The following is a 25,510-nucleotide window of genomic DNA, read 5'->3' as shown; positions in this document are numbered from 1 at the left end:
GGCGGGGGCATGGGCGGCGGCCCCGGCCTGGCCGGCCTGGGTGCCGGCGGCCGCGGCACCTCGACGCTGAACCGCGATCCCGGCCGCGGCAGCGCCAGCTTCGGCAACCCGAACGCGGGGGCTGCGCGCTTCGCGCCGCGACCCGGCGTCTCGGCGCAAGCCGATGCCGAGCTGATGTCGCTGATCCGCCGGCTGACCTTCCTGGCCACCCGGCCCGGTGACCTGGGCGGCCCGAGCAGCACCTCCGGCGCCAGCACCGGCTCGCCCGGCCTCGGCCGCAGCAGCGGCCTGGGCAGCCTGAGCGGCGCGGCCACCGGTCCCGGCGGCCTGAGTGAAGGCCTGTCCGGGCTGATGGCGGTCAACATGATCCGCCAGCACCGCGAGGAGCTGCGCCAGGCCTCGACCGGCACGCTCGACCACATGGTGATCGACGTGGTCGGCAGCCTGTTCGACCAGATCCTGTCCGACCCGCGCGTGCCGCCGCAGATGGCGCGCCAGATCGCGCGGCTGCAGCTGCCGGTGCTGCGCGTCGCGCTGGCCGACCCGAGCTTCTTCTCGTCGCGCAAGCACCCGGTGCGGCGCTTCGTCAACCGCATCGCGTCGCTCGCGGTGGCCTTCGACGACCTGGACGAAGGCGCCGGCAAGCAGTTCATGGCCCGCGTGCGCGACCTGGTGCAGGAGATCGTGCAGGGCGATTTCGACCAGATCGACCTCTACGCGTCCAAGCTCGGCGCGCTGGAAAGCTTCATCGCGCAGCAGGCGAAGGAAGAGGTGCAGGCGAGCGCGTCGGCGGTGACGCTGGTCGACGCGAAGGAATCCGACCTGCGCGTGCAGCAGCGCTACATGCTGCAGCTGCAGGCGGCGCTGAACCCGATGTCGCTGCCCGACTACCTGCGCAACTTCCTCGCGCAGGTATGGAGCCAGGCGATCGCGCAGGGCACAAAGAGCAACGGCGAGAAGTCGGAGCTGGTGCAGCGCCTGAAGCGCGCCGGCCGCGACCTGGTGATGAGCGTGCAGCCCAAGGGCTCGCCGGCGATGCGCAAGAAGTTCCTGATGCAGTTGCCGCCGCTGATGAAGGACCTGAACGAGGGCATGGCGCTGATCGGCTGGCCCGAGACCGCCCAGAAGGAGTTCTTCAGCAAGCTGCTGCCGGCGCATGCCGAATCGCTGAAGGGCCAGCCGCTGTCCGAGCTCGAATACAACCTGCTGGCCAAGCAGCTCGAAGGCGTGTTCAACACGCCGCTGCCCGAGCCGGACGGCCTGCTGCGCGACGTGCCGATGTCCAGCATGGGCGGGGCGCCGATCGAGCCGCACTTCTCGCCCGACGAGGCCAAGCGCATCGGCCTGGTGCAGGAGAGCGCGGTCGACTGGTCAGGCACGGTCGACATCGACCTGACATCGGACACCGGCCCGGACACCGAGCCCGGCGCCGGCGACACGATGCCCGGCCCGCTGAAGGTGGAAGGGGTCGACATCGACCTCGACCTGTCGCCCAACGAGCCGGCCGAGCCGTCGCAGGGCGTGCAGCTGATGGACCACGTGAAGCTCGGCTTCGCCTACCAGATGCACCTGAACGACCAGTGGCAGAAGGTGCGGCTGAGCTACGTGAGCCCGGGGCGCGCGTTCTTCGTGTTCACGCGAGGCAGCAAGCGGCACAGCGAGACGGTGTCGCTCACCTCGCGCATGCTGGCGCGCATGTGCGAGACCGGGCGCTTCAAGGCCTTCGAGCAGGCCTACCTGATGGAGCGCGCGACGGCGCGGGCGCGCAAGCAGCTGGCGGCGCTGTCGGCATCCGCCTCCCAACCGTCCACGCGGCATTGACCGTTGCCCGGATGCCCACCCGGGCTACGAGAGTTGTCGCGCCATCCTCAATGCGGCCGCGAGGCTCGCCTCGTCCGCCCGGCCCGTCCCGGCGATGTCGAACGCCGTCCCATGGTCGGGGCTGGTGCGCACGAAAGGCAGCCCGAGCGTCACGTTGACGCCCTGCTCGACGCCCAGGTACTTGACCGGGATCAAGCCGTGGTCGTGCGTCATCGCGATCACCAGGTCGAACTCGCCGCGGCGCGCCCGCATGAACACGGTGTCGGGCGCGAACGGGCCCTGCGCATCGATGCCCGCGGCACGCGCCGCCTCGATGGCCGGGCGGATGATGCGGATCTCCTCGTCGCCGAACAGCCCGCCCTCGCCCGCGTGCGGGTTCAGCCCGGCCACCGCGATGCGCGGCACCGGCTGGCCCCAGCGCGCGGCGGCAGCGTGCGCGATGCGCAGCGTCTGCAGCACCGCGTCGAAGGTCACGGCATCGATGGCGCGGCGCAGCGACAGATGGATCGTCACCAGCACCGTGCGCAGCTCGTCGTTGGCAAGCATCATGCGCACCGGCAGCGGCGCGGTGCCGGGGTCGACCGACAGCGCCTGCAGCATCTCGGTGTGGCCGGGGAAGCCGAGGCCCGCGGCCGACAGCGCTTCCTTGTGGATCGGAGCGGTGACGATGGCCGCGATCTCGCCGCCACGCGCCAGCCGCACCGCATGCTCGATGCAGCGCGCCGCCGCGGCGCCGGCACGCGCATCGACCTGGCCAACCGGTGCCTGCAGCAGGTTCCCGGGCAGCCCCGGCGGCACCAGCACCGGCACGCAACCGGGCGGCACATCGAACACGTCGGCGGCGCGCTCGATCGCGGCCACCGCCAGGCCGCCGCCGACCGCCGCGACCGCGCGCCGTTGCACGCCGACATCGCCGACCACGAAGCAGCCGGCAGCCGCCGGCCCGCGGAACAGCTTCGCGATGATCTCCGGGCCGATGCCGCAGGCATCGCCCTGGGTCAGTGCCACGGGCACCTGCTTCGTCATTCAAACGCCTTTCAGATCAAGGGCCGCGGCGGCGGCTTGCCGTCGCCGTACAGGTCGGCCAGCCGCTCCAGCGCATCCACGTCGGTGAGGAACAGCTGCCCATTGTCGATGCGGTGCAGCCCGCGCCGTTCGAGCTTGCGCAGCGTCTTGTTGGTGTGCACCAGCGACAGCCCGAGCGCATCGGCGATGTGCTGCTGCGTGAGCGGGAACGGCACGCCGTTGACCCCGGCGTCCGGCAGCAGCGCCGCGCCGCGCCGGAACAGGTGGATCAACAGCGTGGCCACGCGCTCGGCCGCGCTGCGCCGGCCGACCGACAGCAGGTTGTCGTCGACCAGCGCCTCTTCGTGCGCCGCCAGCCAGGTGATCGAGAAGCCGACGCGCGGCATGCGCTCGTGCAGCGTCCACAGCGCATCGCGCTGGAACACGCACAGCCAGACCTCGCCCAGCGCCTCGACGCCATGCACCGCCGCGTCGGTCATCTTCTGCTGCACGCCGATGAAGTCGCCCGGCAGCAGGAAGTTCAGGATCTGCCGCCGCCCGTCGCTCAGCGTCTTGTAGCGGAAGGCCCAGCCGGAGAACAGCGTGTACAGCGGCGCATCGGCAGAGCCTTCGTCGATGATGCTTTCGCCGCTGGCGCGCCGCAGCTCGCGGTGCTTCAGCGACTGGATCAGCGTCAGCTCCTCGGGGCTGGCCGGCACGAACAGCGGCAGCGTGCGAAGCGGGCATTGGTCGCACGGAACGCGTACCGCACTGCGTTCCCTGGCTGTGTCATTTGACATGTCGTCGGCCCTCCGTTGCCGATAGATTCCACGCTTTGCCAGCCCTCGTGCCCTTAGCCGTGTACCGAATCCTCTATCTCAGCCACCTCGCGTCCGGTCGGGACTTCTCCGTGGTGGGGCAGATTCTGCACGTCTCGCGCGAACGCAACCAGCAGCTCGGCATCACCGGCGTGCTGGTGTTCGACGGCGGGCGCTTCTGCCAGCTGATCGAAGGCACGCAGCCCGCCGTGGTCGCGCTCGCGCAGCGCATCCGCCGCGACCCGCGCCACACCAGCTACCGCGTGCTGTTCGAGGGCGTCGACGACGCCGTCCCGACGCAGTCGCGCTGGCGCACCGGCTACTGCGAGCCGGATGACCTCGACGTCTTCGAGGACGGCAGCGACGGCGACCCGGCCCTGCTGCTCGCCACCTTCGTGCGCCGCCTGCCCTACTGGGACCTGTCCACCTAGGGCCTTGTTTCGCAGGCTGCGCTGACTCGTGCGCGGGAATCTCCGATCAAGCTGATCGAAACCTGAACATATCCTGAACGCCGGCCTCCAGAGCAAGAAGTAGACGTGTGGCTGTTTCGTGCGGACGTGATCGCACGCCCGCTCTGTGGTGCCTCGTTCCAGGTCGCACGACAGAGGAGACAAGAATTGACACACGCAGATTCGAAGCCGCAGCGGGCGATCGCCTGGCGGCTGGGTTTCCTGGCGGCCTTGCTGGCCGCCGGTTGCGGGGGTGGCGGCGGGGGCAGCGGCAGCCCGCCTGAACGCAGCGAACGGGCCGCGGCGGTCGACGTCGACCTGCTGCCGCTGGTGAACCCGTTCGTGGGCACCAAGATCGGCAATCCCAATCCCGACAACCAGGGCACCGGCGGTGCGGTCGGCAACACCTTCCCGGGGGCGACGCTGCCCTTCGGCATGGTGCAGTTCAGCCCCGACACCGGCTACGGCGAGTTCTACGGCTTCGGCGGCTACAACTACGACAAGGGCGTGATCCAGGGCATCAGCCTGGTCCATTCCAGCGGCACCGGGTGCTCGATCCAGCAGGACATCTCGATCCTGCCGATCGTCGGGAACGTCGGTGTCTCGCCCGGCACGCACATCGAAACCTACCAGGTCGGCTTCTCGCACGCCAACGAGCAGGCCGTGCCGGGCTCGTACCGCGTCGGGCTGAACAACGGCGTCAACACCGAGCTGACGGTCACCAGGCGCAGCGGCGCCGGCCGCTTCACGTGGCCGGCCACCAACGACGCGACGATGATCCTGAACATCGGCCGCAACGGCGTCGGCGCGCGCAGTGCGCAGCTCGAGATCGTCGGCACCGATTCGATCCAGGGCTTCGTCGAGACCGGCGGCGTGTGCGGCGGCGGTGGCTACTTCGTCTACTTCCACGGTCAGTTCGACAAGCCGTTCGCGAGCTTCGGCAGCTACCAGGGCGACACCGTGACGCCCGGCTCGCGCACCGCAGCCCGCTCGCAGAACAATGGCGGCTGGGTCAAGTTCGCCGGCGGCGGGCAGGTGAAGCTGCGCATCGGGGTCTCGTACGTCAGCACCGGCAACGCGAAGCTGAACATGCAGGCCGAGAACCCGGCCTGGGACTTCGACGGCCTGAAGAGCGCTGCGCAGGCCACCTGGAACGCGACGCTGAACAAGGTGCAGGTGAGCGGCGGCTCGGCCGACGACCGCACCAAGTTCTACACCGCGCTGTACCACTCGCTGCTGCACCCCAACCTGTTCAGCGACGTCAACGGCCAGTACATCGGCTTCGACAACAAGACCTACACCGCGACCGGCTGGGACAAGTACGCCACCTTCTCGGGTTGGGACATCTACCGCTCGCAGGTGCAGCTGATCGGCTGGCTGGCGCCGAAGGAGGCCGGCGACATGGCGCAATCGATGGTGGTCGATGCCGAGAAGGGCGGCGGCGGCTACCCGAAATGGCCGACCGCGAACGACGACACCTGCGTCATGGTGGGCGATGCCGGCGCGGTGATCGTCGCCAACCTGCATGCCTTCGGCGGCCGCAACTTCGACACCGCCGCTGCGCTGCGCTACATGGAACAGGGCGCGACGCAGCCGGGCACGCGCTCGCGCAACTGCGAGACGCGGCCGGGCCTGGCGGATTACCTGGGCCACGGCTACATCCCGATCGAGACGCCCAACCTGTGGGGCGCGGCCGCATCGGCCGAGGAATACGCGCTGGCCGATTCGGCGATCGCGCAGTTCGCCGCCTCGCTGGGCGACACCGCCCGGCGCGACAAGTACCTGGCGCAGGCGCAGCTGTGGAAGCCGCTGTATTCCAGCTTCAGCGGCTACCTCCATCCGCGCACCGCGGGCGGCAGCTTCAAGGGCGGCTTCACGCGCACCGACGGCGCCGGCTTCGTCGAGGGCGACTCGGCGCAGTACACCTGGATGGTGCCGCAGAACTACCGCGGCCTGTTCGACCGCATGGGCGGCAACGCGGCGGCCATCGCGCGGCTGGACGAGCACTTCACGCAGCTCGATTCCGGACCGAACAGCCCGTATGCCTTCATGGGCAACGAGCCGGAGCACGGCACGCCCTGGGCCTATGCGTTCGCGGGCGCACCGTACAAGTCGCAGGCGGTGGTGCGGCGCATCCTGACCGAGCTGTACAAGACCGGCCCGGACGGCCTGACCGGCAACGACGACCTGGGCGCCACCTCGGCCTGGTACGTCTGGGGCGCGCTCGGGCTGTACCCGGAGATCCCGGGGCTGGGCGGTTTCGTGGTCGGCAGCCCGCTGTTCCCGAGCACGGCGGTGCGCATGGGCAACGGCCGCACGCTGACGATCAACGCGGCCAACGCGGGAGCCCACGGCACCTACGTGCAGAGCCTGAAGGTGAACGGCAGCACGTCGACGCGCACCTGGCTGCCGCTGGCGCAGCTCGGTGCGGACACCACGCTGGACTTCGTGCTGGGCGCCGGCGCCAACACCGCGTGGGGCAGCGCCGCGGCCGATGCGCCGCCGTCGTTCGATGCGCCGCGCACGACGACCAGCGCCACCTCGTTCTTCTCGGACTTCGAGGCCGGCATCGCGCAGCCGGACTGGAACGACATGGTCGACTTCCAGGCCAACGTCGGCGGCTTCTGCTGCGGGCTGGACCACATGGAGACATCGACGCGGCGCGAGAGCATCGCGCACAGCGGCACGACGGCGCTGATGTACTCGGGCAACGACGCCGACGCAACGCGCTCGTTCTCGTACAACAAGGTGTTCGACGTGCGCATTCCGGTGAGTGCCGGCACCACGCTGTCGTACTGGATCTACCCGCAGACGTCGGCGCCGAACAGCAGCTATGCGGCGGTGGACCTGATCTTCACCGACGGCAGCAGCCTGCGCGATTCGGGCGCGACCGACCAGAACGGCGTGCGCGTGCACCCGGAGTTCCAAGGGCGCGGCGGGCGGCTTGCGGGCAACGCGTGGAACGAGGTGCGCTCGAACATCGGCCAATGGGCGGCCGGCAAGACGATCGCGCGCATCCTGGTGGCCTACGACCGGCCGGACGCGACCGGCACGTTCAGGGGCTACGTCGACGACATCCGCATCGCGGCGCCGTGAAGATCACGCGGGATTGTCGATCTCGATGAACTCGTGCTCGAGGCCGAACTTCTCGGCCACGTGCGCGGCCAGCGCGGGCGCCCCGAAGCGCTCGCTGGCGTGGTGCCCGCACGCGAAGAAGGCAACGCCGGTTTCGCGTGCAAGGTGCGCCTGCGGCTCGGAGATCTCGCCGGTGACGTAGGCGTCGGCGCCGGCCGCGATCGCGGCCTCGAAGTAGCCCTGGGCGCCGCCGGTGCACCAGGCGACGCGCCGGATCGACCGCCCCGCCCCGGGGTCGACCGCGACCGGGGCCTTGTTCATGCGCAGCGCCAGCAGCGCGGTCAGGGCCGGCACCGTCAGCGGCTGGGACGGGCTGCCGATCCACCCCAGGTCCTGGTCGCCGAAGCGGCCATCGGCGATGAAGTTCAGGCGCGCGCCGAACTGGGCGTTGTTGCCGAACTGCGGGTGGGCGTCCAGCGGCAGGTGGTAGGCGAGCAGGTTGGCCTGGGCGGCCAGCAGCCGCTCGACACGCGCCTTCAGCCAGCCGGTGATGCGGCCGTCGTGGCCTTTCCAGAACAGGCCGTGGTGCACCAGCAGCGCGTCGGCGCCGCGGTCCAGTGCCGCCTCGATGAAGGCCCTGCTGGCGGTGACCCCGGAGACGAGCTTGCGCACCTCGGGTTTGCCCTCGACCTGCAGGCCGTTCGGCCCATAATCGCGGAAGCGGCCCACGTCCAGCAGCGTGTTCAGGTAGGACTCGATTTCGATGCGTGCGGCCATGACACAGGACCCTGTTGATGCGCAAGACGTGGCTGATTTTCTCCCAGGCCGTGACGGTGGCCGTGGCCGTGCTGTTCGTGGTCGCGACGCTGAAGCCCGACTGGGTGCGCCGGCAGCCGGGCAACGGCATGCCGAGCATCGTGTCGATCAGCCAGGCGCCGTTCGTGCAGCCGGCGTCCTTGCCGGCCGGCGGCACGAGCGTCGGCTACAGCGGTGCCGCGCGGCGCGCGTCGCCGGCGGTGGTGAGCATCACGGCCAGCAAGGCGCCGGCGCGCAATCCGCATTCGGAAGACCCGTGGTTCAAGTTCTTCTTCGGCGAGCAGGGCGCGCAGCAGCGCGAGCAGCCGCAGGTGGGCCTGGGCTCGGGCGTGATCGTGTCGCCCGAGGGCTACCTGCTCACCAACAACCACGTCGTCGAAGGCGCTGACGACATCGAGGTGCAGTTGCCCGACGCGCGCCGCGCCAAGGCCAAGGTGGTCGGCAGCGACCCGGACACCGATGTGGCGGTGCTGAAGATCACGCTGGACAAGCTGCCGGTGATCGCTTTCGGCACGGCCGAGACGCTGCAGGTGGGCGACGTGGTGCTGGCGATCGGCAACCCCTTCGGCGTCGGCCAGACGGTGACGGCGGGGATCGTGAGCGCGCTGGGGCGCAACCAGCTGGGCATCAACACCTTCGAGAACTTCATCCAGACCGATGCGGCGATCAACCCCGGCAATTCGGGCGGTGCGCTGGTCGACACCAGCGGCAACCTGCTGGGCATCAACACGGCGATCTATTCGCGCAGCGGCGGCAGCCTGGGCATCGGCTTCGCGATCCCGGTGACGACGGCGCGCCAGGTGATGGAGGGCCTGATCCGCGACGGGCAGGTCACGCGCGGCTGGATCGGCGTCGAGCCACGCGACCTGACGCCCGAGATCGCCGAGACCTTCAACCTGCCGATCAAGGAGGGCGTGCTGATCACCGGAGTGCTGCAGAACGGGCCGGCGAGCAGTGGCGGATTGCGGCCGGGGGACGTGGTGGTCAAGGTGGCCGAGACGCCGGTGACCAACACCGTGCAGTTGCTGGGTGCTGTTGCCGCCTTGAAGCCGAAGGAGAAGGCGGTGATCGGGATCCAGCGTGGAGACAAGGCGCTGGAGATCAACGTGACGGTGGCGCAGAGGCCGCGCAGCAGGGCTCCTGTGGCTCGGGAAGAGTGACACGCGTCCCTTACCGAACCAGCGTCATTGTGCGAAGACCCCGGATTGGCATCCGGGCTACGAACATTGGGTAGCCCGGATGCCAATCCGGGACCGTGCCACATACCAGATCGACGATCGACGCCTCAGTGTGCGAGGACCCTGGTAACACTCCGCGCCATGGCGGGGTGTTCTCGTCCCCGCCCGCGGCCTTGCTCGCGCCGAGAGCGGCGACTCAAGAAGAGGCTTTCTCTTCCGCTTTCTCGTCAGGCGCCTGCGTGTGCTTGATGAACACGACCGCCGCCCAGATCCCGACCTCGTACAGGATGCACATCGGAATCGCCAGCGCCAGCTGCGACACGATGTCCGGCGGTGTGACAACGGCAGCCACGATGAACGCCAGCACGATGAAGTAGGCCCGGAAAGCCTTCAGCTTCTCGATGCTCACCAGCCCCATGCGCGCCAGCACCACCACCACCACCGGCACCTCGAACGCCGCCCCGAAGGCGATGAACATCGTCAGCACGAAGCTGAGGTAGGCCTCGATGTCCGGTGCGGCCGTGATGCTCTTCGGCGCGAAGTTCTGGATGAACGCGAATACCTTGCCGAACACGAAGAAATAGCAGAACGCCACGCCGATGAAGAATAGCAGCGTGCTCGACACCACCAGCGGCAGCACCAGCTTCTTCTCGTGCGTGTACAGCCCCGGCGCGACGAACGCCCAGGCCTGGTACAGCACCACCGGCAGCGCCACCAAAAAGGCCGCCATCAGCGTGATCTTCAACGGCACCAGGAACGGCGAGATCACGTTGGTCGCGATCAGCTTGCCGCCCGCCGGCAGCGACGCCACCAGAGGGTGCGCCAGCAGGTCGTACAGCGCGGCCGGCCCCGGATACAGCGCCAACACGCCGAAGCACACGCCGATCGCGATCACGGCACGGATCAGGCGGTCGCGCAATTCGATCAGGTGCGTGACGAAGGGCTGCTCGGTGCCCTCCAGCTCGTCGCGGCCGTCGCTGTTCAACTTCATGATGGGGAGATGGAATCCGGGTTCGGGCGACGGTTTTCAGGCAGATGAACGCGGCGGCCGGAAGCGCGCCACGCGCGCCGCACCCGACTGCGCCTTGCTGCGCACGCCATGGCGCTGCTTGTACCACTGCGGCGTCGCGCCGCGCTTGAGGCGCCAGTTCTTCTTCGGGTGCTTGTATTGCGGAGGCGGGGGCTCCCAGCCGAGGTGCTGGCCGCTGTCCGGCGACTTGGACGCATCGGCCGGCTCGTCCCAGGCGCTTGCCATGTCGGCGCGCGTCTGGTGGATCTCGTTCGACACCGTCTGCTCGACGTTGCGGGCCGCGTCCTCGAACTGGCCCTTCATCTTCTTGAGCTCTTCCAGCTCGATCGAGCGGTTGACCTCGGCCTTCACGTCGGCCACGTAGCGCTGCGCCTTGCCCAGCAGGTGGCCGACGGTGCGGGCCACCTTGGGCAGGCGCTCCGGCCCGATGACGATCAACGCCACCGCGCCGATCAGCGCGAGCTTGTCGAAGCCGAAGTCGATCATGCGGCGGCCATCCGACCCAGAGGCCGGCGTCGGATGCTCACGATTTGGTCTTTGCTTCGACGTCGACGGTGTTCGGATCGGCGGCCTTCTGGCCCACCTGCTGCGACGGCGGTACCACCGGGTCGGCACCGGCGCTCGTCGAGCCGTCCTTCATGCCGTCCTTGAAGCCCTTGACGGCGCCCCCCAGGTCGCTGCCGATGTTCTTGAGCTTCTTGGTGCCGAACACCAGGACCACGATCACCAGCACGATGAGCCAGTGCCAGATGCTGAATGAACCCATGATTCTTCTCCTGCGGGAAATAGGTGAGTTTAAGGGTTGACTGTGTCAACCTTTGAGCCAGGGTCTCGGGCCGCCGATGACGTGCATGTGCAAATGTGGGACTTCCTGCCCACCATCGGCGCCGGTGTTGACCACGGTGCGGAAACCGTTGACGGCGCCCTGCTCGCGCGCCAACCCGGGCGCCAGCGCCAGCATCCGACCGAGCAGGGCCTGGTGCTTGTCCGGCACGGTGTCGTAGAGCGACGCCAAATGCTCCTTCGGCACGATCAGGAAGTGGATCGGCGCCCATGGCGCGATGTCGTGAAAGGCGATCAGTTCGTCGTCTTCGTACACCTTGCGGCTCGGGATCTGGCCCGCGGCGATCTTGCAGAAGATGCAGTTCGGATCGTGGCTCATTGCGGCACCGGCATCGGGGTGTTGGAGTTCAGGTTCACCCAGCCGCGCACCACACGGTAGAGGAACCAGATCGAGATGATCGCCCAGGCGATCCAGCCCGGGACGATGAACAGAAACCACAGCGGCAGCGTGACGACGTACAGCACGCCCGCCCACAGCACCGAGCGGATGCGCCAGCGGAAGTGCGATTCCTGCCAGCTGCCGGCCGCTTCGTCCTTCTTCACCAGGTCGAGGACGAAGGCGATGATCAGCAGCACCGGCGTCACCTGGGCGCCGGGCACCACGGCCGCCACCGCGACGATCGCGTGCAGCGCATAGCTGATGTGCCCCAGGTTCTTCAGCGACTGCTGGCTGTCGGAAAGCTTGCTGGTGTCCACCACGTCGTTCATGTTCCGTCCACCTCTCGGGTTTGCAACTTGCGCGCCGCGAATTCCTCCAGGCCCGACAGGCCTTCGCGCCGTTCCAGTTCGGCCAGCACGTCGGCCGGCTTCAGGTTGAAGGCACTCAATGCCAGCATCGAGTGGAACCACAGGTCGGCCACCTCGTAGACGATCTTCTGCCGGTCGCCGTCCTTGGCGGCCATCACCGTCTCGGTGGCTTCTTCGCCGATCTTCTTCAGGATCGCGTCGGTGCCCTTGTCGAACAGCCGCGCGACGTAGCTCGTGGCCGGATCGCCCTGCTTGCGCGATTCGATCACCTCGGCCAACCGGGCCAGCGTGTCGTTGCCGTTCTTGCTCACGTCGCTCATTTGTAGATCGCCCCAGGGTCTTTCAAGACCGGCTCGACGGTCTGCCAGGCGCCGTCCTTGTAAAGCTGGAAGAAGCAGCTGTGGCGGCCGGTGTGGCAGGCGATGCCGGGTTCATGGCCTTGCTGCACAACCTTCAGCAGCAGCACGTCGTTGTCGCAGTCGAGCCGCATCTCGTGCACCTTCTGCACGTGGCCGCTCTCCTCGCCCTTGTGCCACAGCCGCTGCCGCGAGCGGCTGAAGTACACCGCCTCGCCGAGCTCGGCGGTGCGGGCCAGCGCCTCGCGGTTCATGAACGCGAACATCAGCACGTCGTTGCTGCCGACCTCCTGCGCGATCACCGGCAGCAGGCCTTGCGCGTCCCACTTGATCTCGTCCAGCCAGCTCATGGGGCCAGTGTAGCGGTCGTGTGCGTGGCGCCGGCAAACCCGCGCTCCTCGGCAAACCATTGCAGCACCGGGATGGTGCCCGGCAGCACCGGCTGCACCTGCACCGGCAGCTCCTGCCAGGCCATCTGCTGGCGCTCGCGCATCTCGAACGCGCCGCTCCAGGCGAACACCTTGCAGAAGTGCAGCCGCACGCGCGCATGCTCGTAGTCGACGATCTCGACCTTCCAGGGCGTGACCGGCCCGATGGTGATGCCGATCTCCTCGTGCAGCTCGCGCCGCAGCGCCTGCTCGACCGTCTCGCCGGCTTCGAGCTTGCCGCCCGGGAATTCCCAGTAGCCGGCGTAGACCTTGCCTTCGGGGCGGCTGGTCAGCAGGAAGCGGTCGTCCGGGCCGATCAGCACGCCGACCGCGACGTCGACCGGGGTGCGCTGGTCGGCGCTCATGACGCGTGCCGTCCGGCGTAGTCTTTCGCGAACTGGAACGCGACGCGCCCCGAGCGCGAGCCGCGCTCCAGCGCCCACACCAGCGAGGGCTGGCGGGCCGCGGCAATCTCGTCCTCGCCGACGCCGAAGCCGCGCAGCCACTGCGCGACGATGGCCAGGTATTCGTCCTGGCTGAACGGGTAGAAGCTGACCCACAGCCCGAAGCGCTCGCTGAGCGAGATCTTCTCCTCGATCACCTCGCCGGGGTGGACCTCGCCGTCCTCGGTGTGCTGGTAGGTGAGGTTTTCCTTCATGTACTCCGGCAGCAGGTGGCGCCGGTTGCTGGTCGCGTAGATCAGCACGTTGTCGGACGCCTGCGACACCGAGCCGTCGAGGATGGATTTGAGGGCCTTGTAGCCCGGCTCGCCCTCGTCGAAGCTGAGGTCGTCGCAGAACACGACGAAGCGTTCGGGCCGTTGCGCCACCAGGTCGACGATGTCGGGCAGGTCGATCAGGTCCGCCTTGTCGACCTCGATCAGCCGCAGCCCGCGCCCGGCGAATTCGTTCAGGCAGGCCTTGATCAGCGAGCTCTTGCCGGTGCCGCGTGCGCCGGTGAGCAGCACGTTGTTGGCCGCGTGTCCGTCGACGAACTGCGCGGTGTTGCGCAGCAGCCGTTCCTTCTGGGGCTCGACCTCGACCAGCTCCGACAGGCGGATATGGGCGACGTGGCGCACCGGTTGCAGTTGGCCGGCCGAGCCGCGTCGGCGGTAGCGAAAGGCGATCGACGCCGACCAGTCGGGGGCCGACAGCGGCTGCGGCAGGATGGCTTCGAGCCGCGCGATGAGCGCCTCGGCGCGTTGGACCAACTGCAGCAACGGGTCAGGGGCGGACATGAGGGAGGCAGGCTTTGACGGGCCGCCAGTGTAATAGGGCCCCCCAGTCGTCGCTGCGCTCCTCCTGCCCCCGAGGGGCGCCACGCCTGGGCCCGGCGGAGCCGGATCCCGGCGCGTTGCTTGATGGGTCGCTCGCTGCGCTTGCTCCGGTCCGGATGGGCGTCCGTGTTCGTAGCCCGGATGCGAATCCGGGATCTCCGCACCACGCCGCTGGTTCGGCGAAGGCACAGCCCCTCAACGCTCGCCGTTCACCACCGCCGAACGCGGCGCGCAGCGCCAGGTCCCCCGCCCGGCCGCCTTGGCCTCGTACAAGGCCTTGTCCGCCAGCGACATCAGCTGCCCCTCGGTGCTCTCGTCGCCTTCGTAGAACGAGATCCCGATGCTGGTCGTCACCGTCAGCGCATGCCCCAGCACGCGCTGCTCGGCGGCAATCGACGCCAGGATCTTGCGCGCCAGGAAATGCGGCTCGTCCACCGTGTTCAACCCCTCGAGGATCACGACGAACTCGTCGCCCGCCAGCCGCGCCACCGTGTCGGTCTTGCGCACGCAGCCCGACAGCCGCTGCGCGAAGGTCTTCAGCACCTCGTCGCCGCCCGCGTGCCCCAGCGTGTCGTTGATGCCCTTGAACCGGTCGATGTCCATGAACATCAGCGCCATCGGCCGACCGCTGCGCCGGCAGCGCGCCATCGCCTCCGAGAAGCGCTCCTCGAACTGCCGCCGGTTCGCCAGCCCGGTCAGCGCATCCACCCGCGCCAGCGCCTCCAGCTGCTGCTCGACCTTCTTCTGCGCCGAGATGTCGTTCGACAGGCTGTAGACGCCGATCACCTTGCCCGTCGCATCGCGGTGCGGCAGGTAGTTGACCTGGAAATGCTGCAGCCCGCGCCCCAGCACCGCCACCGTCTCGAACTGCACCGACTCGCCGCGCAACGCGCGCTCGATCTGCCGCTGGCGCAAGGCCATCACCTTCGGCGGCAGCACGTCCTGCATCCGCCGGCCCAGCGCGTCGGCCACCTTGATGCCGGTCCAGGCCTCGAACACCGGGTTGCAGAACTGGAAGCGCAGCTCGGTGTCGACATACGTGATCAGCGCCGGCACGTTGTCGGTGATCGTGCGCAGCCGCGCCTCGCTCTCGCTCAGCCGCTGCTCGGCAAGATGGCGCTCGGTGATGTCCATCACCATGCCGTACAGGCCGGCCACGCTGCCGTCGCCGCGCCGCTCGGGCACGTACTCGACCAGGTAGTGGATCTCGCGCCCGAACCAGTGGCCATGGCGCTCGAAGCGCACGTGCTCGCCCGCCAGCGCACGCTGCAGGTACGGCGAGATCGCCTCGAAGGCCTCGTCGCCCAGCACCTCGCGCATGCACCGGCCCATCATCCGCTCGGGATCGAGCCCGAGCATCGGCTGGTAGCGCGCATTCGCGAACTGGTAGCGCAACGCGCGGTCGACGTGGAACACCAGCGCCGGCATGTGGTCGGACACCATCTGCAGCCGGTGCTCGCTCTGCGCCAGCCGGTGCGCCAGCGGCCGCACGTGCGAGCGCAGCAGCCAGGCCCCCGCCAGCACCATCGCCGCCAGCAGCCCGGCCAGCAGGTGCAGGCGCGAGCGGATGTAGGCGAACAACTCGCCGCTGTCGGTCTTGATCACCAGCCCCAGGTTCACGCCGCGCAAGGGCGCATAGCCGGCCTGCACCGGCACGCCGCGCAGGTCGTTCACCGCATCGGAGCCGGATTGGCCCAGCAAGGCCTTCGAGATCGGCAGGAACGGCCGCCCGTCCTTGAAGATCGGGATGTGGCGGCCGGCCTCGTAGAAGCGGCTCGGCAGGCACACCGCATCGTCGTCGACGCGCGCGCACATCAGCGCGTCGGTGGATTCGTCGCTGTGCTGCAGGTCGTGCAGCATGCCGGTCAGCACGCCCAGCCGGCGCTCCAGCACCACGCTGCCGACGCGCTGCCCGTTGCGCTCCACCGGCAGCTCGCTGTGCAGCRCCAGGCCGCTGTCCCACATCAGTGTCGAGTTGCCGGCACCCCCATCACCCAGCGGCAGCGCGACGGCCGCCTGGCGCAGGCGCAGCGCGCCGGCCTCCAGCAGGGCCTGGCCGCGGCCGTCCTGCACCCGTACCGCCGTGTAGTCCTGCGCCAGCACCGCGGTCGCCAGCTCGCGCAGGTCGTCGAAGGCCTCGGCATCGGTCGGCTTCGCGTTCAGCCGCGCCAGGCCGCGCTGCAATGCGATCTGCCGCGACACGCTTTCCGCGATCTCCATCTCCTGCCTCAGGCTGTGCGCAAAGGCCGCCGACTGGCTGCGCGCCGCCGTCTCCAGGCTCGCGGCCACCGTTGTCCTGTAGCCCTGCTGCATCAGCGCGAAACCGGCCACGCCCGACACCACCGCCAGCACGCCCAGCACGCCGATGGCGGTGCGCATGATGCGGTCTTCCCCGTGATCAGCGGCGGCATCGGCGGGTTCTCCCGCCAGCAGCGTCGACCACAGCGTGGCGCCCAGCACCACCACCATCGCCATCACCGCGGCCGACATGCTGTTGAACGACAGCAGCCGGTACATCGCCTGCAGGTCCAGCAGGTAGCCGACCAACGCCGACAGGCCCAGTGCCAGCGTGCCGTAGACGCAGCACGCCACCAGCAGGCGGCGGCCGCGGCAGGCCCGCCGGTGCTGCAGCAGCAGCGCCAGGCCGGCGAACAGGAAGGCCAGGCAGGTGTTCGGCGCGATGCGGCCGGGATGCGCCGAACCGGCCTGCATCGTGCGGTGCAGTTCGGCGGCATCGAGCCGCAGGTCGACCCCGGTGACGTGCTCCACCAGCACCAGCGCCGGCAGCAGCACCATCAGCCCGGCACACAGCAGCAGGCGGCGCGAGCGCTCGCGCGGGTCGGTCCACAGCGCGATGCCGGCCACCAGGCCCAGCAGGCCGGCGTTCAAGCTGGCCGGCACGGCATTCAGGAACAGCCGCGCCATCTCGATGCGCCCGCCCAGCACGCCAGCCACCACGCACAGGCCGACGCCCGCCAGCCACAGGGCGGCGAGTCGGTAGGGCTTCGGTCGGAGGATCGGCATGGCGGGCAGGGATGCGCCGCCAGGTGCGGGGCTTTGCCGGATATCGGTTCCGGCGGCCGACTTCTTGAGCCGCGGCGGGCCCTAGCCGACCAGCAGGCGCAGCGCGGCGTCCAGGTGCTCGGTCGGCACGCGCTTGAAGCCGGAGCGCGCATAGCGCTGCAAGCGGCCGACCGCGAAGCCGGTCAGCACCGAGGCCTGCGCGTTCGCGTCGACCGTCGGCGTGGCGGAGCCGGCCGCCTCGGCGGCGCTGCGCAGGCTCTGGCGCAGCTGCGACTCGATGCGGTCGAAGAACTGGTTCATGCGCGCGACCAGGCGCTCGTTCTCGAACACCAGCGCATCGCCGACCATCACGCGCGTCATGCCGGGGTTCTTCTCGCCGAACTGCAGCAGCACGGTGAGGATCTTCTGCGCCTGCACGGCGCCGCTGGTCTCGCGTTCGGTGATCTGGTTGACGAGCGTGAAGACGCTTTGCTCGATGAACTCGATCAGGCCCTCGAACATCTGGGCCTTGCTCGCGAAATGGCGGTACAGCGCCGCTTCGGAGACATCGAGCTTGCCGGCCAGCGCCGCGGTGGTGATGCGGTCCGCGCCCGGCTGCTCCAGCATGTGGGCCAGCGTCTGCAGGATCTGCACGCGACGCTCGCCGGGCTTGGGACGCTTGCGACCCGCCGGCTCAGCTGCCGCTTCGGCCGCCACCTCGGGACTGGTGTCATCGGGGATGGCAGGGGTGTCGGTCATCGCGGCGTTCGGAGTGGTCACAGGGTGAGGAGCTTGTTCAGCGCTTGAATTCTTGCATACACATAGGGGGGCTTGCGGCAAGGGTGAACGCCAACTTCTGTGCTGTTGTTCGCACCTTTGGCCGTCTTCAGGTAGCGCTGCATCCAGACCGTGCGCATGCCGATGCGGTGCGCCGCGCGCTGGTGCTGCAAGGTGTCCTCGACCAGCACGCAGCGCCGCGGAACCACGCCCAGCCGCGCGGCGACGTGGCGCAGCATGCGCGCATCGGGCTTGGGCCGCGGGTGGCCGAACATCGTCATCTCGTCGATGCTGATCACGCCATCGAAACACGACAGCAGGCCCAGCGCCCGCAGCACGCGCAGCGCGTAGGACCGCGGCGCGTTCGTCAGCACGTACTTGCGACCACGCAGCCGGCGCAGCGCGGCGCTGTCGTGTGCGCTGGTGCGCAGCCGCGCCTCGAGGCCGGGCAGGCGGTGCGTCTCCTCGAGGAAGTGGCCGGGCTTCACGCCATGGTGGCGCACCAGGCCCAGCAGCGTCGCGCCGTAGTGGTTCCAGTAGTGCTGGCGCAGCGCCGATGCATCGGCCGCCGACAGCCCCAGGTGGGTCACGATGTAGTCGGTCATCGCCTGGTTGGTCGGGCCGAAGGCGGCGTGCGAGGCATCGTGCAGCGTGTTGTCCAGGTCGAACAGCCAGACCCGGGCCGGCTTAATAGCGGTCATTCAGCGAGCTCGTCGAGGATCGGGCAATCGGGCCGCTGGTCGCCATGGCAGCACCCCGCCAGGCGCTCCAGCGTGCGCTTCATCGCCGTCATCTCGACAATGCGCCGGTCCAGGTCGGCGACGTGCGCGAGCGCGATGCGCTTGACGTCGCCGCTGGCGCGACGGCGGTTCTGCCACAGCTTCAGCAGCTCGGCGATCTCGGCCATGCCGAAGCCCAGGTCGCGTGCACGCCGGATGAAGCGCAGCGTGTGGACCTCGCTGTCGCCGTACTGGCGGTAGCCCGCATCGGTGCGCGCGACCGCCGGCAACAGCCCCAGCGATTCGTAGTGCCGCACCATCTTCGCGGACACGCCGGAGCGCGTCGCCGCTTCGCCGATGTTCATCGCCCTGCCCCTTTCCAGCGCCGCAGCAGCAGCGCATTGCCGACCACGCTGGCGCTGCTGAAGGCCATCGCCGCGCCGGCCAGCACCGGGTTGAGCAGGCCGAACGCCGCCAGCGGGATGCCGACCACGTTGTAGATGAAGGCCCAGAACAGGTTCTGGTGGATCTTGCGCCGCGTGAGATGGGCGATGTCCAGCGCATCGGCCACCAGCCGCGGGTCGCCGCGCATCAGCGTGATGCCGGCGGCCTGCATCGCGACGTCGGTGCCGCTGCCCATCGCCAGGCCGACGTCGGCCGCGGCCAGTGCCGGCGCATCGTTGATGCCGTCGCCGACCATCGCGACGCGCACGCCGCCACGCCGAAGCGCCTCGATCCGTGCCACCTTGTCTTCCGGCAGCAGTCCGGCATGCACCTCGGTGATGCCGAGCTGCCGCGCCAGCACGCCGGCGCTGCCGGCGTTGTCGCCGGTCAGCAGCACGCAGCGCATGCCGCGCGCCTGCAGCAGGCGCACCGCCTCGGCCGCGCCCGGCTTGGCCCGGTCGCCGAAGGCCAGCAGGCCGCGCAGCAGCGGCGTGGCGCCGAGGTCGGCCAGCCACGACACCGTGCGGCCCTCGGCTTCCAGCGCGTCGGCACGCGCCCGGCTCGGCGCGAGGTCGACACCGAGCTCGTGCATGAATCGGCTGCTGCCCAGGCGCAGCTCGTGCCCGTCGACCCGGCCCGACAGGCCGCGTCCGCCCACCACGCGCACCGCGCCGGCCGGCACCACGGCCAGGCCTTCGCGTGCGGCAGCATCGAGCACCGCCTTCGCCAGCGCGTGCTCGCTGCCCGATTGCAGCGCGGCGCTCGCCGACAACAAGCCGCGCGCATCGCCATCCACCGCCTCGAACGCGAGCAACTGCGGGTGGCCCTCGGTCAGCGTGCCGGTCTTGTCGAAGGCAACGACGTCGACGCGCTGCGCCCGTTCAAGCGCATCGGCGTCCTGCACCAGGATGCCGCGGCGCGCCGCGACGCCGGTGCCGGCCATCAGCGCGGCAGGCGTCGCGAGGCCGAGCGCGCACGGGCAGGCGATCACCAGCACCGCGACCGCGTTCAGCAGCGCCTGCTCCCAGTCGCCGGTCGCGACGCCCCAGCCCGCGAGCGTCAGCAGCGCAAGGCCGATCACCACCGGCACGAAGACCGCGCTGACGCGATCGACCAGTTGCTGGATCGGTGCCTTCTTCGCCTGGGCCGATTCCACCAGCCGCACGATGCGCGACAGCGTCGATTCGGCGCCCAGCGCGGTCGTGCGCACCAGCAGCAGGCCGTCGCCGTTGACCGCGCCGCCGGTGACATGCGCCCCGACGCCGCGCGCCACCGGCAGGCTTTCGCCGGTGATCAGAGATTCGTCGACCTGGCTCTCGCCGTCGATCACCTCGCCATCCGCCGGCAGCCGCTCGCCGGCCCGCACGACCACCACGTCGCCGAGGCGCAACTGCGCGATCGGCAGGTCGACGTCGATTCCGTCGCGGCGCACCCGCGCCACCTGCGGGCGCAGTGCGTTCAGCGCGCGGATCGCGTCGGTCGCCTGCCGCTTGGCGCGCTGCTCCAGCCATTTGCCGAGCAGCACCAGCGTGATCACGACGGCCGAGGCCTCGAAGTACAGGTGCCCGTGGCCGCCATGGCGAAGCAGCTGCCACGCGCTCAAACCCCACGCGGCCGAGGTGCCGAGCGCGACCAGCAGGTCCATGTTGCCGCTGCCGGCGCGCAGCGCCTTCCAGCCGGCACGGTAGAAGCGCGCACCGAGCACAAACTGCACCGGTGTCGCGAGCAGCAGCTGCAGCCAGCCGGGCAGCATCGCGTCGATGCCGGCCAGCGACAACAGCATCGGCAGCACCAGCGGCAGCGACAGCGCCGCGGCCAGCATGATGGGCGCCAATGGGGCGTCGGCCGGCGGCGCCTCGTCCGGGGCGTGGACGTGCGCGGCATAGCCCGCCTTCTCGACCGCGGCGAGCAGAGCGCCCGCCTCGTTGCCGTCGCGCACCTGCACGTCGGCGCGTTCGGTCGCCAGGTTCACGGTCGCCGACACGACGCCGGGCACCTGCTTCAGCGCCTTCTCGACGCGGGCGACGCAGGAGGCGCAGCTCATGCCGTCGATGCTGAGGGAAAGCGAGTTCGTGGTCATGCGCCGAGTCTCAACCTTACCATCATGGAAAGGTCAAGACCCTGCGCTTGACCTTGCCATCATGGGAAGCTTGACAGTGCAGGCTCTTGTCCTGCATTTCAACGGAGAAATCGATGATCGAGTTTCAAGTCGACGGCATGAGCTGCGGGCATTGCGTGAAGGCGGTGGCGCAAGCCGTCAAGAGCGCCGACCCGCAGGCCGCCGTGGTGGTGGACCTGGCGGCGCACCGGGTGCAGGTGGAGTCGGCGAAGGATCGGGCGACGCTTGCCGCGGCGCTCACCGAGGCGGGATATCCGCCCCGGTAAGACCGGCGTCAATGGGACCGGATCATGGTCCCGTAGGCCTGCTCTGTCAGGATCTCGAGCAGCATCGCATGCGGCACGCGGCCGTCGATGATGTGCACCGTGTTGACGCCGTTCTTCGCGGCATCGAGCGCCGACGCGATCTTCGGCAGCATGCCGCCGCTGATCGTGCCGTCGGCGAACAGGTCGTCGATCTCGCGCGCCGACAGGTTGGTCAGCAGCTTGCCCTGCTTGTCCAGCACGCCGGGGATGTTGGTCAGCATCAGCAGCTTCTCGGCCTTCAGCACCTCGGCCAGCTTGCCGGCCACCACGTCGGCATTGATGTTGTAGTTCTCGTTCTCCGAGCCGAAGCCGAGCGGCGAGATCACCGGGATGAACTGGTCGTCCTGCAGCGCCTTGACCACTGACGGGTCGATCGACTCGATCTCGCCCACCTGGCCAACGTCGTGCACCTTGGTCGGGTCGTCGCGGTCGACCATCTTCAGCTTGTGCGCGCGGATCAGCCCGCCATCGCGCCCGGTCAGGCCGACGGCCTTGCCGCCCACCGCGTTGATCAGCCCGACGATGTCCTGCTGCACCTGACCGGCCAGCACCCATTCGACGACTTCCATCGTCTCCTCGTCGGTGACGCGCATGCCCTGGATGAAGGTGCCCTTCTTGCCGATCTTGGCCAGCGCATCCTCGATCTGCGGGCCGCCGCCGTGCACCACCACCGGGTTGATGCCCACCAGCTTCAGCAGCACCACGTCCTCGGCGAAATCCTGCTGCAGCGCCGGATCGGTCATCGCGTTGCCGCCGTACTTGATGACCATGGTCTTGCCATGGAACTTGCGGATGTACGGCAGTGCCTGGGCCAGGATCTCGGCCTTGTCGCGCGGCGCGATGTGGGTGAGATCGGGGCTGGCGTGGCCGTGGGGCTTGTCGTCGGGGGGCTCGTTGCTCATGGAAGGCCTTCGTGAAGACGACCGCCACGGGTCGCCGCGGCGCGAATTGTAGGGTTCATCCTAGGTCGTGTGCACGCCGCGCCCTGCCGGCGGCACACCGCCCGGCGCATCCTTCGACAAGGCCATCACGATGCCGCACAGCTCGTGTGCCCGCGACGGGCCGCACACCTGGGCCAGCAGCTCCAGCTGGYGCTCCAGCACCTGCAGGCTCGCCAGGCGCTCGCGCACGTGGGCCAGGTGCGATTCGATCACCGCATCCACCTTCRAGCAGTCTGCCTGCGGATGGTCCAGGAAATCCAGCAGCGGCCGCACCTCGTCCAGGCTCATGTCCAGCGACCGGCAGTTGCGAATGAAGCGCAGCCGTTGCACATCGGCCTCGGTGTAGCGGCGGTAGTTGTTGCCGCCCCGCGCCGGCAGCGGCAGCAGGCCCGCCTTCTCATAGTGGCGGATGGTGTCGGCCGGCACGCCGGTGGCTTCGGAAACATCCTTGATGCGCATGGGGGCTTGACCTTGGAGGGACTCCAGGCTTTCGAATGTGCCACAGCCACCCGACCCCAGGACGCCCCATCGATGTCACACGATTGCTGCAACCACGACCACGGCCATGCGCACGGTCATTCGCACGACCACGGCCACTCTCATGACCACCTGCCCACCGGCCCGGTCAGCGCCACCTACCGCCGCGTGCTGTGGATCGCGCTGGTGCTGAACGCCGGCATGGCCGCGCTCGAGATCGGCGGCGGCGTGCATGCCGACTCGGCCTCGCTGCTGGCCGACGCGGCCGACTTCTTCGGCGACGCCGTCAACTACGGGCTCAGCCTGGCCGCGCTCGGCATGGCCGCGGTGTGGCGCCCGCGCGTTGCCTGGTTCAAGGGCGCGACGATGGCGGTCTATGGCGCCGGCGTGCTGTTGCTGGCCCTGTGGCACGCCTGGCATGGCGCGGCCCCGGTGCCGGCCACGATGGGCGCGATCGGCGCACTGGCGCTGGCGGTGAACCTGGGGGTCGCGTTGATGCTCTACCGCTTCCGCGAGGGCGACGCCAACATGCGCTCGGTGTGGCTGTGCAGCCGCAACGACGCGATCGGCAATGCGGCGGTGCTGCTGGCGGCGCTGGGCGTGTTCGGCACCGGCACGATGTGGCCGGACGTCGCGGTCGCGGCGCTGATGGCCGGCCTCGGCCTGCAGGGCGGCATCGCGGTGATGCGCAGCGCACGCACCGAACTGCGTCATGCCGCCGCACCGCTGGGTGGCGTATCGTCGGGGTCCTGACGCGGGCGCGCGGTTTGCCCTGCATGCAGCAGGGGCTTGCACAAGGCTCCGCGGCCCCCATCTGGGGCCTCAGGTCCTCCAGACCGATGAAAGGCAAACGGACATGAAACGACTTCTTGCAATGCTGGCCTTCCTGGCCATGGGCCTGGTGTCGGCCGCGGCCTTCGCGTTGCCGACCGTCACCGACGTGCAGGCCGAGGTGCAGAAAGGCAACTACACCCAGGCCGAATCGATGATGCGCGACGTGGTCGCCGCCAAGCCGGGCAGCGCCAAGGCGCACTACATCTACGCCGAGATCCTGGCGCACAACAAGCGCTTCGAGTTCGCGCTGCAGGAAGCGCGCCTCGCCAAGCAGTTCGACCCGGCGATCGGCTTCACGCAGCCGGAGAAGTTCAAGAGCTTCGAACAGCTGCTCGAACGCGAGCAACAGGGCGAGAAGGCCTCCACCGGGGCCGGCGCAGGTGCGGGCGGCGCGATGACGGCACCGGCGCAGCGCGCACCGGTGGAGCGCGGCAGCGGCATCCCCGGCTGGGTCTGGGGCATCGGCTTCGCGGTGATCGCGGTGCTGCTGTGGCGCGTGTTCAGCGCGCGCCGTGCGCAGACGATGGCGCCCGCCTATGGCACGCCGACCGGCGGCTACGGCCCCAACTACAGCCCGATGGGCGGTGGCCCCGGTGCCGGCAGCGGCATGCTGGGCACCGGCCTGGCAGCGGCGGGTGGCTTCGCGGCCGGCATGCTGGCCGAGAAGATGCTCGACGGCCGGCACGACGGCGGTTCGTCGTCCGCCAGCCACGCGTCGGATGGCGGCGTGAGCCCGGGCTACTTCGACAACGGCGCGGCCGACGAACTGTCCAACCGCTCGGTCGATTTCGGCTCGGGCGGCGACTGGGACAGCGGCGGCGGCGGCGGTGGCGGCGGCTCCGACGGCGGCGGTTCGGACGGCTGGTAGGTCAGCGGCCGCACGAAACGCAACGCAAAGCGGTCGGCCGGCTGCTTCATGTCGAAGAAGGCCTGCTCGCGCGGATCGGCCGGGTTGCGCAGGAAATCGCCGTCGGCCTCGAGCACGAAGCCGGCCGCCTCGATCTCCTGCCGCACCAGCTGCTCGTCGATGCGGTGCAGCCGCTTCGCGTCGGCGACGCCGGTGCCCGGCTTCGCCGCATGGTCGACCAGCACCAGGTGACCGCCCGGCTTCAGCGCCGCGAACATCGCCGCGTTGAGCTTCGCCCGGTCGACCGGCGCGTACGCGATGTCGTGGTACGACAGCACCAGCGTCACCAGGTCGACACGCGGCGCATCGGCCGGGAACAGGTCCTCGAACGGCCGCACCAGCACCGCGAGCTGCGGCTGCGGGTGCGCGGCCAGGCGCCTGTCGAGCACGGTGCGGCGCTGCTCGACCTGGGCCCACACGTTGCCGGCCGGCCCGACCACCAGCGCCATCAGCTGCGCCGTGTAGCCGCCGCCGGCCGACACGTCGAGCACCGACATGCCCGGCTCCACCTGTGCAAAGCGCAACAGCCCGAGCGGCTGGCGGCCGGCGTCCGCCTTGCGGTCGTCGTCGGTGCGGACCGGGCTGGCGAGCAGCGCGGCCAGCTCGGCATCGGACGCAGCCCAGGCCGGCCACGGCAGCAGCATCGCCACCAGCATCGACAACATCACACGGCGAACACGCATCTCGCTCATCGGCGGCTCCTGGCAGGGAGTGCGCATTCTGCGGCGAATGCGGTTCAGGTGCCGGGTGCGGGATTCAGCACCGCGTGCACGATGCCGCCCAGCTGCTCCAGCRTGTACTCCTTTTGCATCAGCCCCTTCACGCCGGCTTCGTGCGCGGCGCTGCGCATCTCGTCGGAGATGAAACCCGAGCTGATGACCACCGGCAGGTCGGCGCGGATCTGCGCGATCTCGTTCGCGAGTTCCATGCCGGTCAGCTCCGGCATGTTGTAGTCGGTGACGACCAGGTCGTAGGCGCCGGGCTCGCGGCGCAGCCGCGCCGCCGCTTCGCGCGGCTGGTCGACGCCGGTCACGCGGTAGCCGGCACGCTGCAGCAGGCTCTCCACCATCAGCAGCATCGCCGGGTCGTCGTCCACCACCATCACGTGCTCGCCGCGCCCGCGCGGCGGCGCGGCCGCGGCC

The 25,510-nt window shown here is 69.5% G+C and carries 27 protein-coding genes; 6 read left to right on the top strand and 21 right to left on the bottom strand.

The features are described 5' to 3' along the window. A partial coding sequence (locus AC1DYN_RS24615) for a DUF1631 family protein (protein WP_477963969.1) occupies positions 1–1,821 on the top strand: 1,821 nt, incomplete at its 5' end. 24 nt (positions 1,822–1,845) lie between these two features. On the opposite strand, the gene pdxA is transcribed toward AC1DYN_RS24615, so the two are convergent. Continuing rightward, positions 1,846–2,847 carry a 4-hydroxythreonine-4-phosphate dehydrogenase PdxA gene (pdxA, locus tag AC1DYN_RS24610; protein ID WP_477963967.1) on the bottom strand — a complete coding sequence of 334 codons (1,002 nt, stop codon included), beginning with the start codon at positions 2,845–2,847 and terminating at the stop codon, positions 1,846–1,848. Between the two features lie 11 nt (positions 2,848–2,858). Further along, entirely contained in the window at positions 2,859–3,626 is a 768-nt protein-coding gene (locus AC1DYN_RS24605; RefSeq protein ID WP_477963965.1) for a Crp/Fnr family transcriptional regulator, read from the bottom strand. Between the two features lie 47 nt (positions 3,627–3,673). Between AC1DYN_RS24605 and AC1DYN_RS24600 the strand changes: the two genes are divergently transcribed. Both AC1DYN_RS24600 and AC1DYN_RS24595 read left to right on the top strand, forming a co-directional pair. Next, positions 3,674–4,075 carry a BLUF domain-containing protein gene (locus AC1DYN_RS24600; protein WP_477963963.1) on the top strand — a complete coding sequence of 134 codons (402 nt, stop codon included), beginning with the start codon at positions 3,674–3,676 and terminating at the stop codon, positions 4,073–4,075. Positions 4,076–4,261: 186 nt separating this feature from the next. Continuing rightward, positions 4,262–7,189 (top strand): GH92 family glycosyl hydrolase, encoded by a 2,928-nt coding sequence (locus tag AC1DYN_RS24595; RefSeq protein ID WP_477963961.1) that lies wholly within the window; start codon positions 4,262–4,264, stop codon positions 7,187–7,189. Positions 7,190–7,192: 3 nt separating this feature from the next. On the opposite strand, the gene AC1DYN_RS24590 is transcribed toward AC1DYN_RS24595, so the two are convergent. Next, positions 7,193–7,945, bottom strand: a complete 753-nt coding sequence (locus tag AC1DYN_RS24590) for a Nif3-like dinuclear metal center hexameric protein (RefSeq protein WP_477963959.1) — start codon at positions 7,943–7,945, stop codon at positions 7,193–7,195. Between the two features lie 17 nt (positions 7,946–7,962). Between AC1DYN_RS24590 and AC1DYN_RS24585 the strand changes: the two genes are divergently transcribed. After that, positions 7,963–9,144 (top strand): S1C family serine protease, encoded by a 1,182-nt coding sequence (locus AC1DYN_RS24585; RefSeq protein WP_477963957.1) that lies wholly within the window; start codon positions 7,963–7,965, stop codon positions 9,142–9,144. A gap of 214 nt (positions 9,145–9,358) precedes the next feature. On the opposite strand, the gene tatC is transcribed toward AC1DYN_RS24585, so the two are convergent. The 14 genes from tatC to AC1DYN_RS24515 all read right to left on the bottom strand — a co-directional run bounded on the left by tatC (position 9,359) and on the right by AC1DYN_RS24515 (position 20,865). After that, positions 9,359–10,153 carry a twin-arginine translocase subunit TatC gene (gene tatC, locus AC1DYN_RS24580; protein WP_477963955.1) on the bottom strand — a complete coding sequence of 265 codons (795 nt, stop codon included), beginning with the start codon at positions 10,151–10,153 and terminating at the stop codon, positions 9,359–9,361. A gap of 36 nt (positions 10,154–10,189) precedes the next feature. Next, complete coding sequence (gene tatB, locus AC1DYN_RS24575) at positions 10,190–10,678, bottom strand: Sec-independent protein translocase protein TatB (protein ID WP_477963953.1); 489 nt, start codon at positions 10,676–10,678, stop codon at positions 10,190–10,192. A 37-nt stretch (positions 10,679–10,715) separates the two neighbouring features. Next, positions 10,716–10,958: a Sec-independent protein translocase subunit TatA gene (gene tatA / locus AC1DYN_RS24570; RefSeq protein WP_477963951.1), complete on the bottom strand. Its 243-nt coding sequence runs from the start codon at positions 10,956–10,958 to the stop codon at positions 10,716–10,718. A 45-nt stretch (positions 10,959–11,003) separates the two neighbouring features. After that, complete coding sequence (locus tag AC1DYN_RS24565) at positions 11,004–11,354, bottom strand: histidine triad nucleotide-binding protein (RefSeq protein WP_477963949.1); 351 nt, start codon at positions 11,352–11,354, stop codon at positions 11,004–11,006. Then, entirely contained in the window at positions 11,351–11,743 is a 393-nt protein-coding gene (locus AC1DYN_RS24560) for a DUF4870 family protein (protein WP_477963947.1), read from the bottom strand. The genes AC1DYN_RS24565 and AC1DYN_RS24560 overlap by 4 nt, the downstream gene beginning before the upstream one ends. After that, entirely contained in the window at positions 11,740–12,102 is a 363-nt protein-coding gene (locus AC1DYN_RS24555) for a phosphoribosyl-ATP diphosphatase (RefSeq protein ID WP_477963945.1), read from the bottom strand. Before AC1DYN_RS24555 ends, AC1DYN_RS24560 begins: the two co-directional genes overlap by 4 nt. Next, the gene (gene hisI / locus AC1DYN_RS24550) at positions 12,099–12,488 is read right to left on the bottom strand and encodes a phosphoribosyl-AMP cyclohydrolase (RefSeq protein WP_477963943.1); all 390 of its coding nucleotides are present in this window, start codon (positions 12,486–12,488) and stop codon (positions 12,099–12,101) included. Before hisI ends, AC1DYN_RS24555 begins: the two co-directional genes overlap by 4 nt. Next, positions 12,485–12,931 (bottom strand): NUDIX domain-containing protein, encoded by a 447-nt coding sequence (locus AC1DYN_RS24545; protein WP_477963941.1) that lies wholly within the window; start codon positions 12,929–12,931, stop codon positions 12,485–12,487. The genes hisI and AC1DYN_RS24545 overlap by 4 nt, the downstream gene beginning before the upstream one ends. Further along, on the bottom strand, positions 12,928–13,803 hold the full coding sequence (locus AC1DYN_RS24540) for an ATP-binding protein (RefSeq protein WP_477963939.1): 876 nt from the start codon (positions 13,801–13,803) through the stop codon (positions 12,928–12,930). Before AC1DYN_RS24540 ends, AC1DYN_RS24545 begins: the two co-directional genes overlap by 4 nt. Positions 13,804–14,037: 234 nt before the next feature. Then, on the bottom strand, positions 14,038–16,866 hold the full coding sequence (locus AC1DYN_RS24535; protein ID WP_477963937.1) for a PAS domain-containing protein: 2,829 nt from the start codon (positions 16,864–16,866) through the stop codon (positions 14,038–14,040). 81 nt (positions 16,867–16,947) lie between these two features. Beyond that, complete coding sequence (gene slmA, locus AC1DYN_RS24530; protein WP_477963971.1) at positions 16,948–17,604, bottom strand: nucleoid occlusion factor SlmA; 657 nt, start codon at positions 17,602–17,604, stop codon at positions 16,948–16,950. 17 nt (positions 17,605–17,621) lie between these two features. Beyond that, positions 17,622–18,323 (bottom strand): pyrimidine 5'-nucleotidase, encoded by a 702-nt coding sequence (locus AC1DYN_RS24525; RefSeq protein ID WP_477963935.1) that lies wholly within the window; start codon positions 18,321–18,323, stop codon positions 17,622–17,624. Continuing rightward, positions 18,320–18,706: a Cu(I)-responsive transcriptional regulator gene (gene cueR / locus AC1DYN_RS24520; protein ID WP_477963933.1), complete on the bottom strand. Its 387-nt coding sequence runs from the start codon at positions 18,704–18,706 to the stop codon at positions 18,320–18,322. The genes AC1DYN_RS24525 and cueR overlap by 4 nt, the downstream gene beginning before the upstream one ends. After that, positions 18,703–20,865, bottom strand: a complete 2,163-nt coding sequence (locus AC1DYN_RS24515; RefSeq protein WP_477963931.1) for a heavy metal translocating P-type ATPase — start codon at positions 20,863–20,865, stop codon at positions 18,703–18,705. Before AC1DYN_RS24515 ends, cueR begins: the two co-directional genes overlap by 4 nt. Before the next feature lie 113 nt (positions 20,866–20,978). On the opposite strand from AC1DYN_RS24515, the gene AC1DYN_RS24510 reads away from it, so the two are divergent. Beyond that, positions 20,979–21,170 (top strand): heavy-metal-associated domain-containing protein, encoded by a 192-nt coding sequence (locus AC1DYN_RS24510; protein ID WP_477963929.1) that lies wholly within the window; start codon positions 20,979–20,981, stop codon positions 21,168–21,170. Positions 21,171–21,178: 8 nt separating this feature from the next. On the opposite strand, the gene argB is transcribed toward AC1DYN_RS24510, so the two are convergent. Together argB and AC1DYN_RS24500 are read right to left on the bottom strand one after the other, a co-directional pair. Then, positions 21,179–22,111, bottom strand: a complete 933-nt coding sequence (gene argB / locus AC1DYN_RS24505) for an acetylglutamate kinase (RefSeq protein ID WP_477963927.1) — start codon at positions 22,109–22,111, stop codon at positions 21,179–21,181. A gap of 60 nt (positions 22,112–22,171) precedes the next feature. Further along, the gene (locus AC1DYN_RS24500) at positions 22,172–22,609 is read right to left on the bottom strand and encodes a Cd(II)/Pb(II)-responsive transcriptional regulator (protein ID WP_477963925.1); all 438 of its coding nucleotides are present in this window, start codon (positions 22,607–22,609) and stop codon (positions 22,172–22,174) included. 72 nt (positions 22,610–22,681) lie between these two features. Between AC1DYN_RS24500 and AC1DYN_RS24495 the strand changes: the two genes are divergently transcribed. Then, positions 22,682–23,380 carry a cation efflux transmembrane domain-containing protein gene (locus tag AC1DYN_RS24495; RefSeq protein WP_477963923.1) on the top strand — a complete coding sequence of 233 codons (699 nt, stop codon included), beginning with the start codon at positions 22,682–22,684 and terminating at the stop codon, positions 23,378–23,380. Positions 23,381–24,199: 819 nt separating this feature from the next. Here AC1DYN_RS24495 and AC1DYN_RS24490 read toward each other — a convergent pair. Both AC1DYN_RS24490 and AC1DYN_RS24485 read right to left on the bottom strand, forming a co-directional pair. Next, complete coding sequence (locus AC1DYN_RS24490; RefSeq protein ID WP_477963921.1) at positions 24,200–25,060, bottom strand: class I SAM-dependent methyltransferase; 861 nt, start codon at positions 25,058–25,060, stop codon at positions 24,200–24,202. Between the two features lie 44 nt (positions 25,061–25,104). Continuing rightward, positions 25,105–25,510, bottom strand: a 406-nt coding sequence (locus AC1DYN_RS24485; RefSeq protein ID WP_477963919.1) for a response regulator, incomplete at its 5' end; no start/stop codon positions are given.

The sequence above is a fragment of the Rhizobacter sp. P2_D12 genome (genome assembly GCF_056404395.1).
Note: the sequence above shows the minus strand (reverse complement) of the source record. Positions and strands in the feature narration are given on the sequence as shown.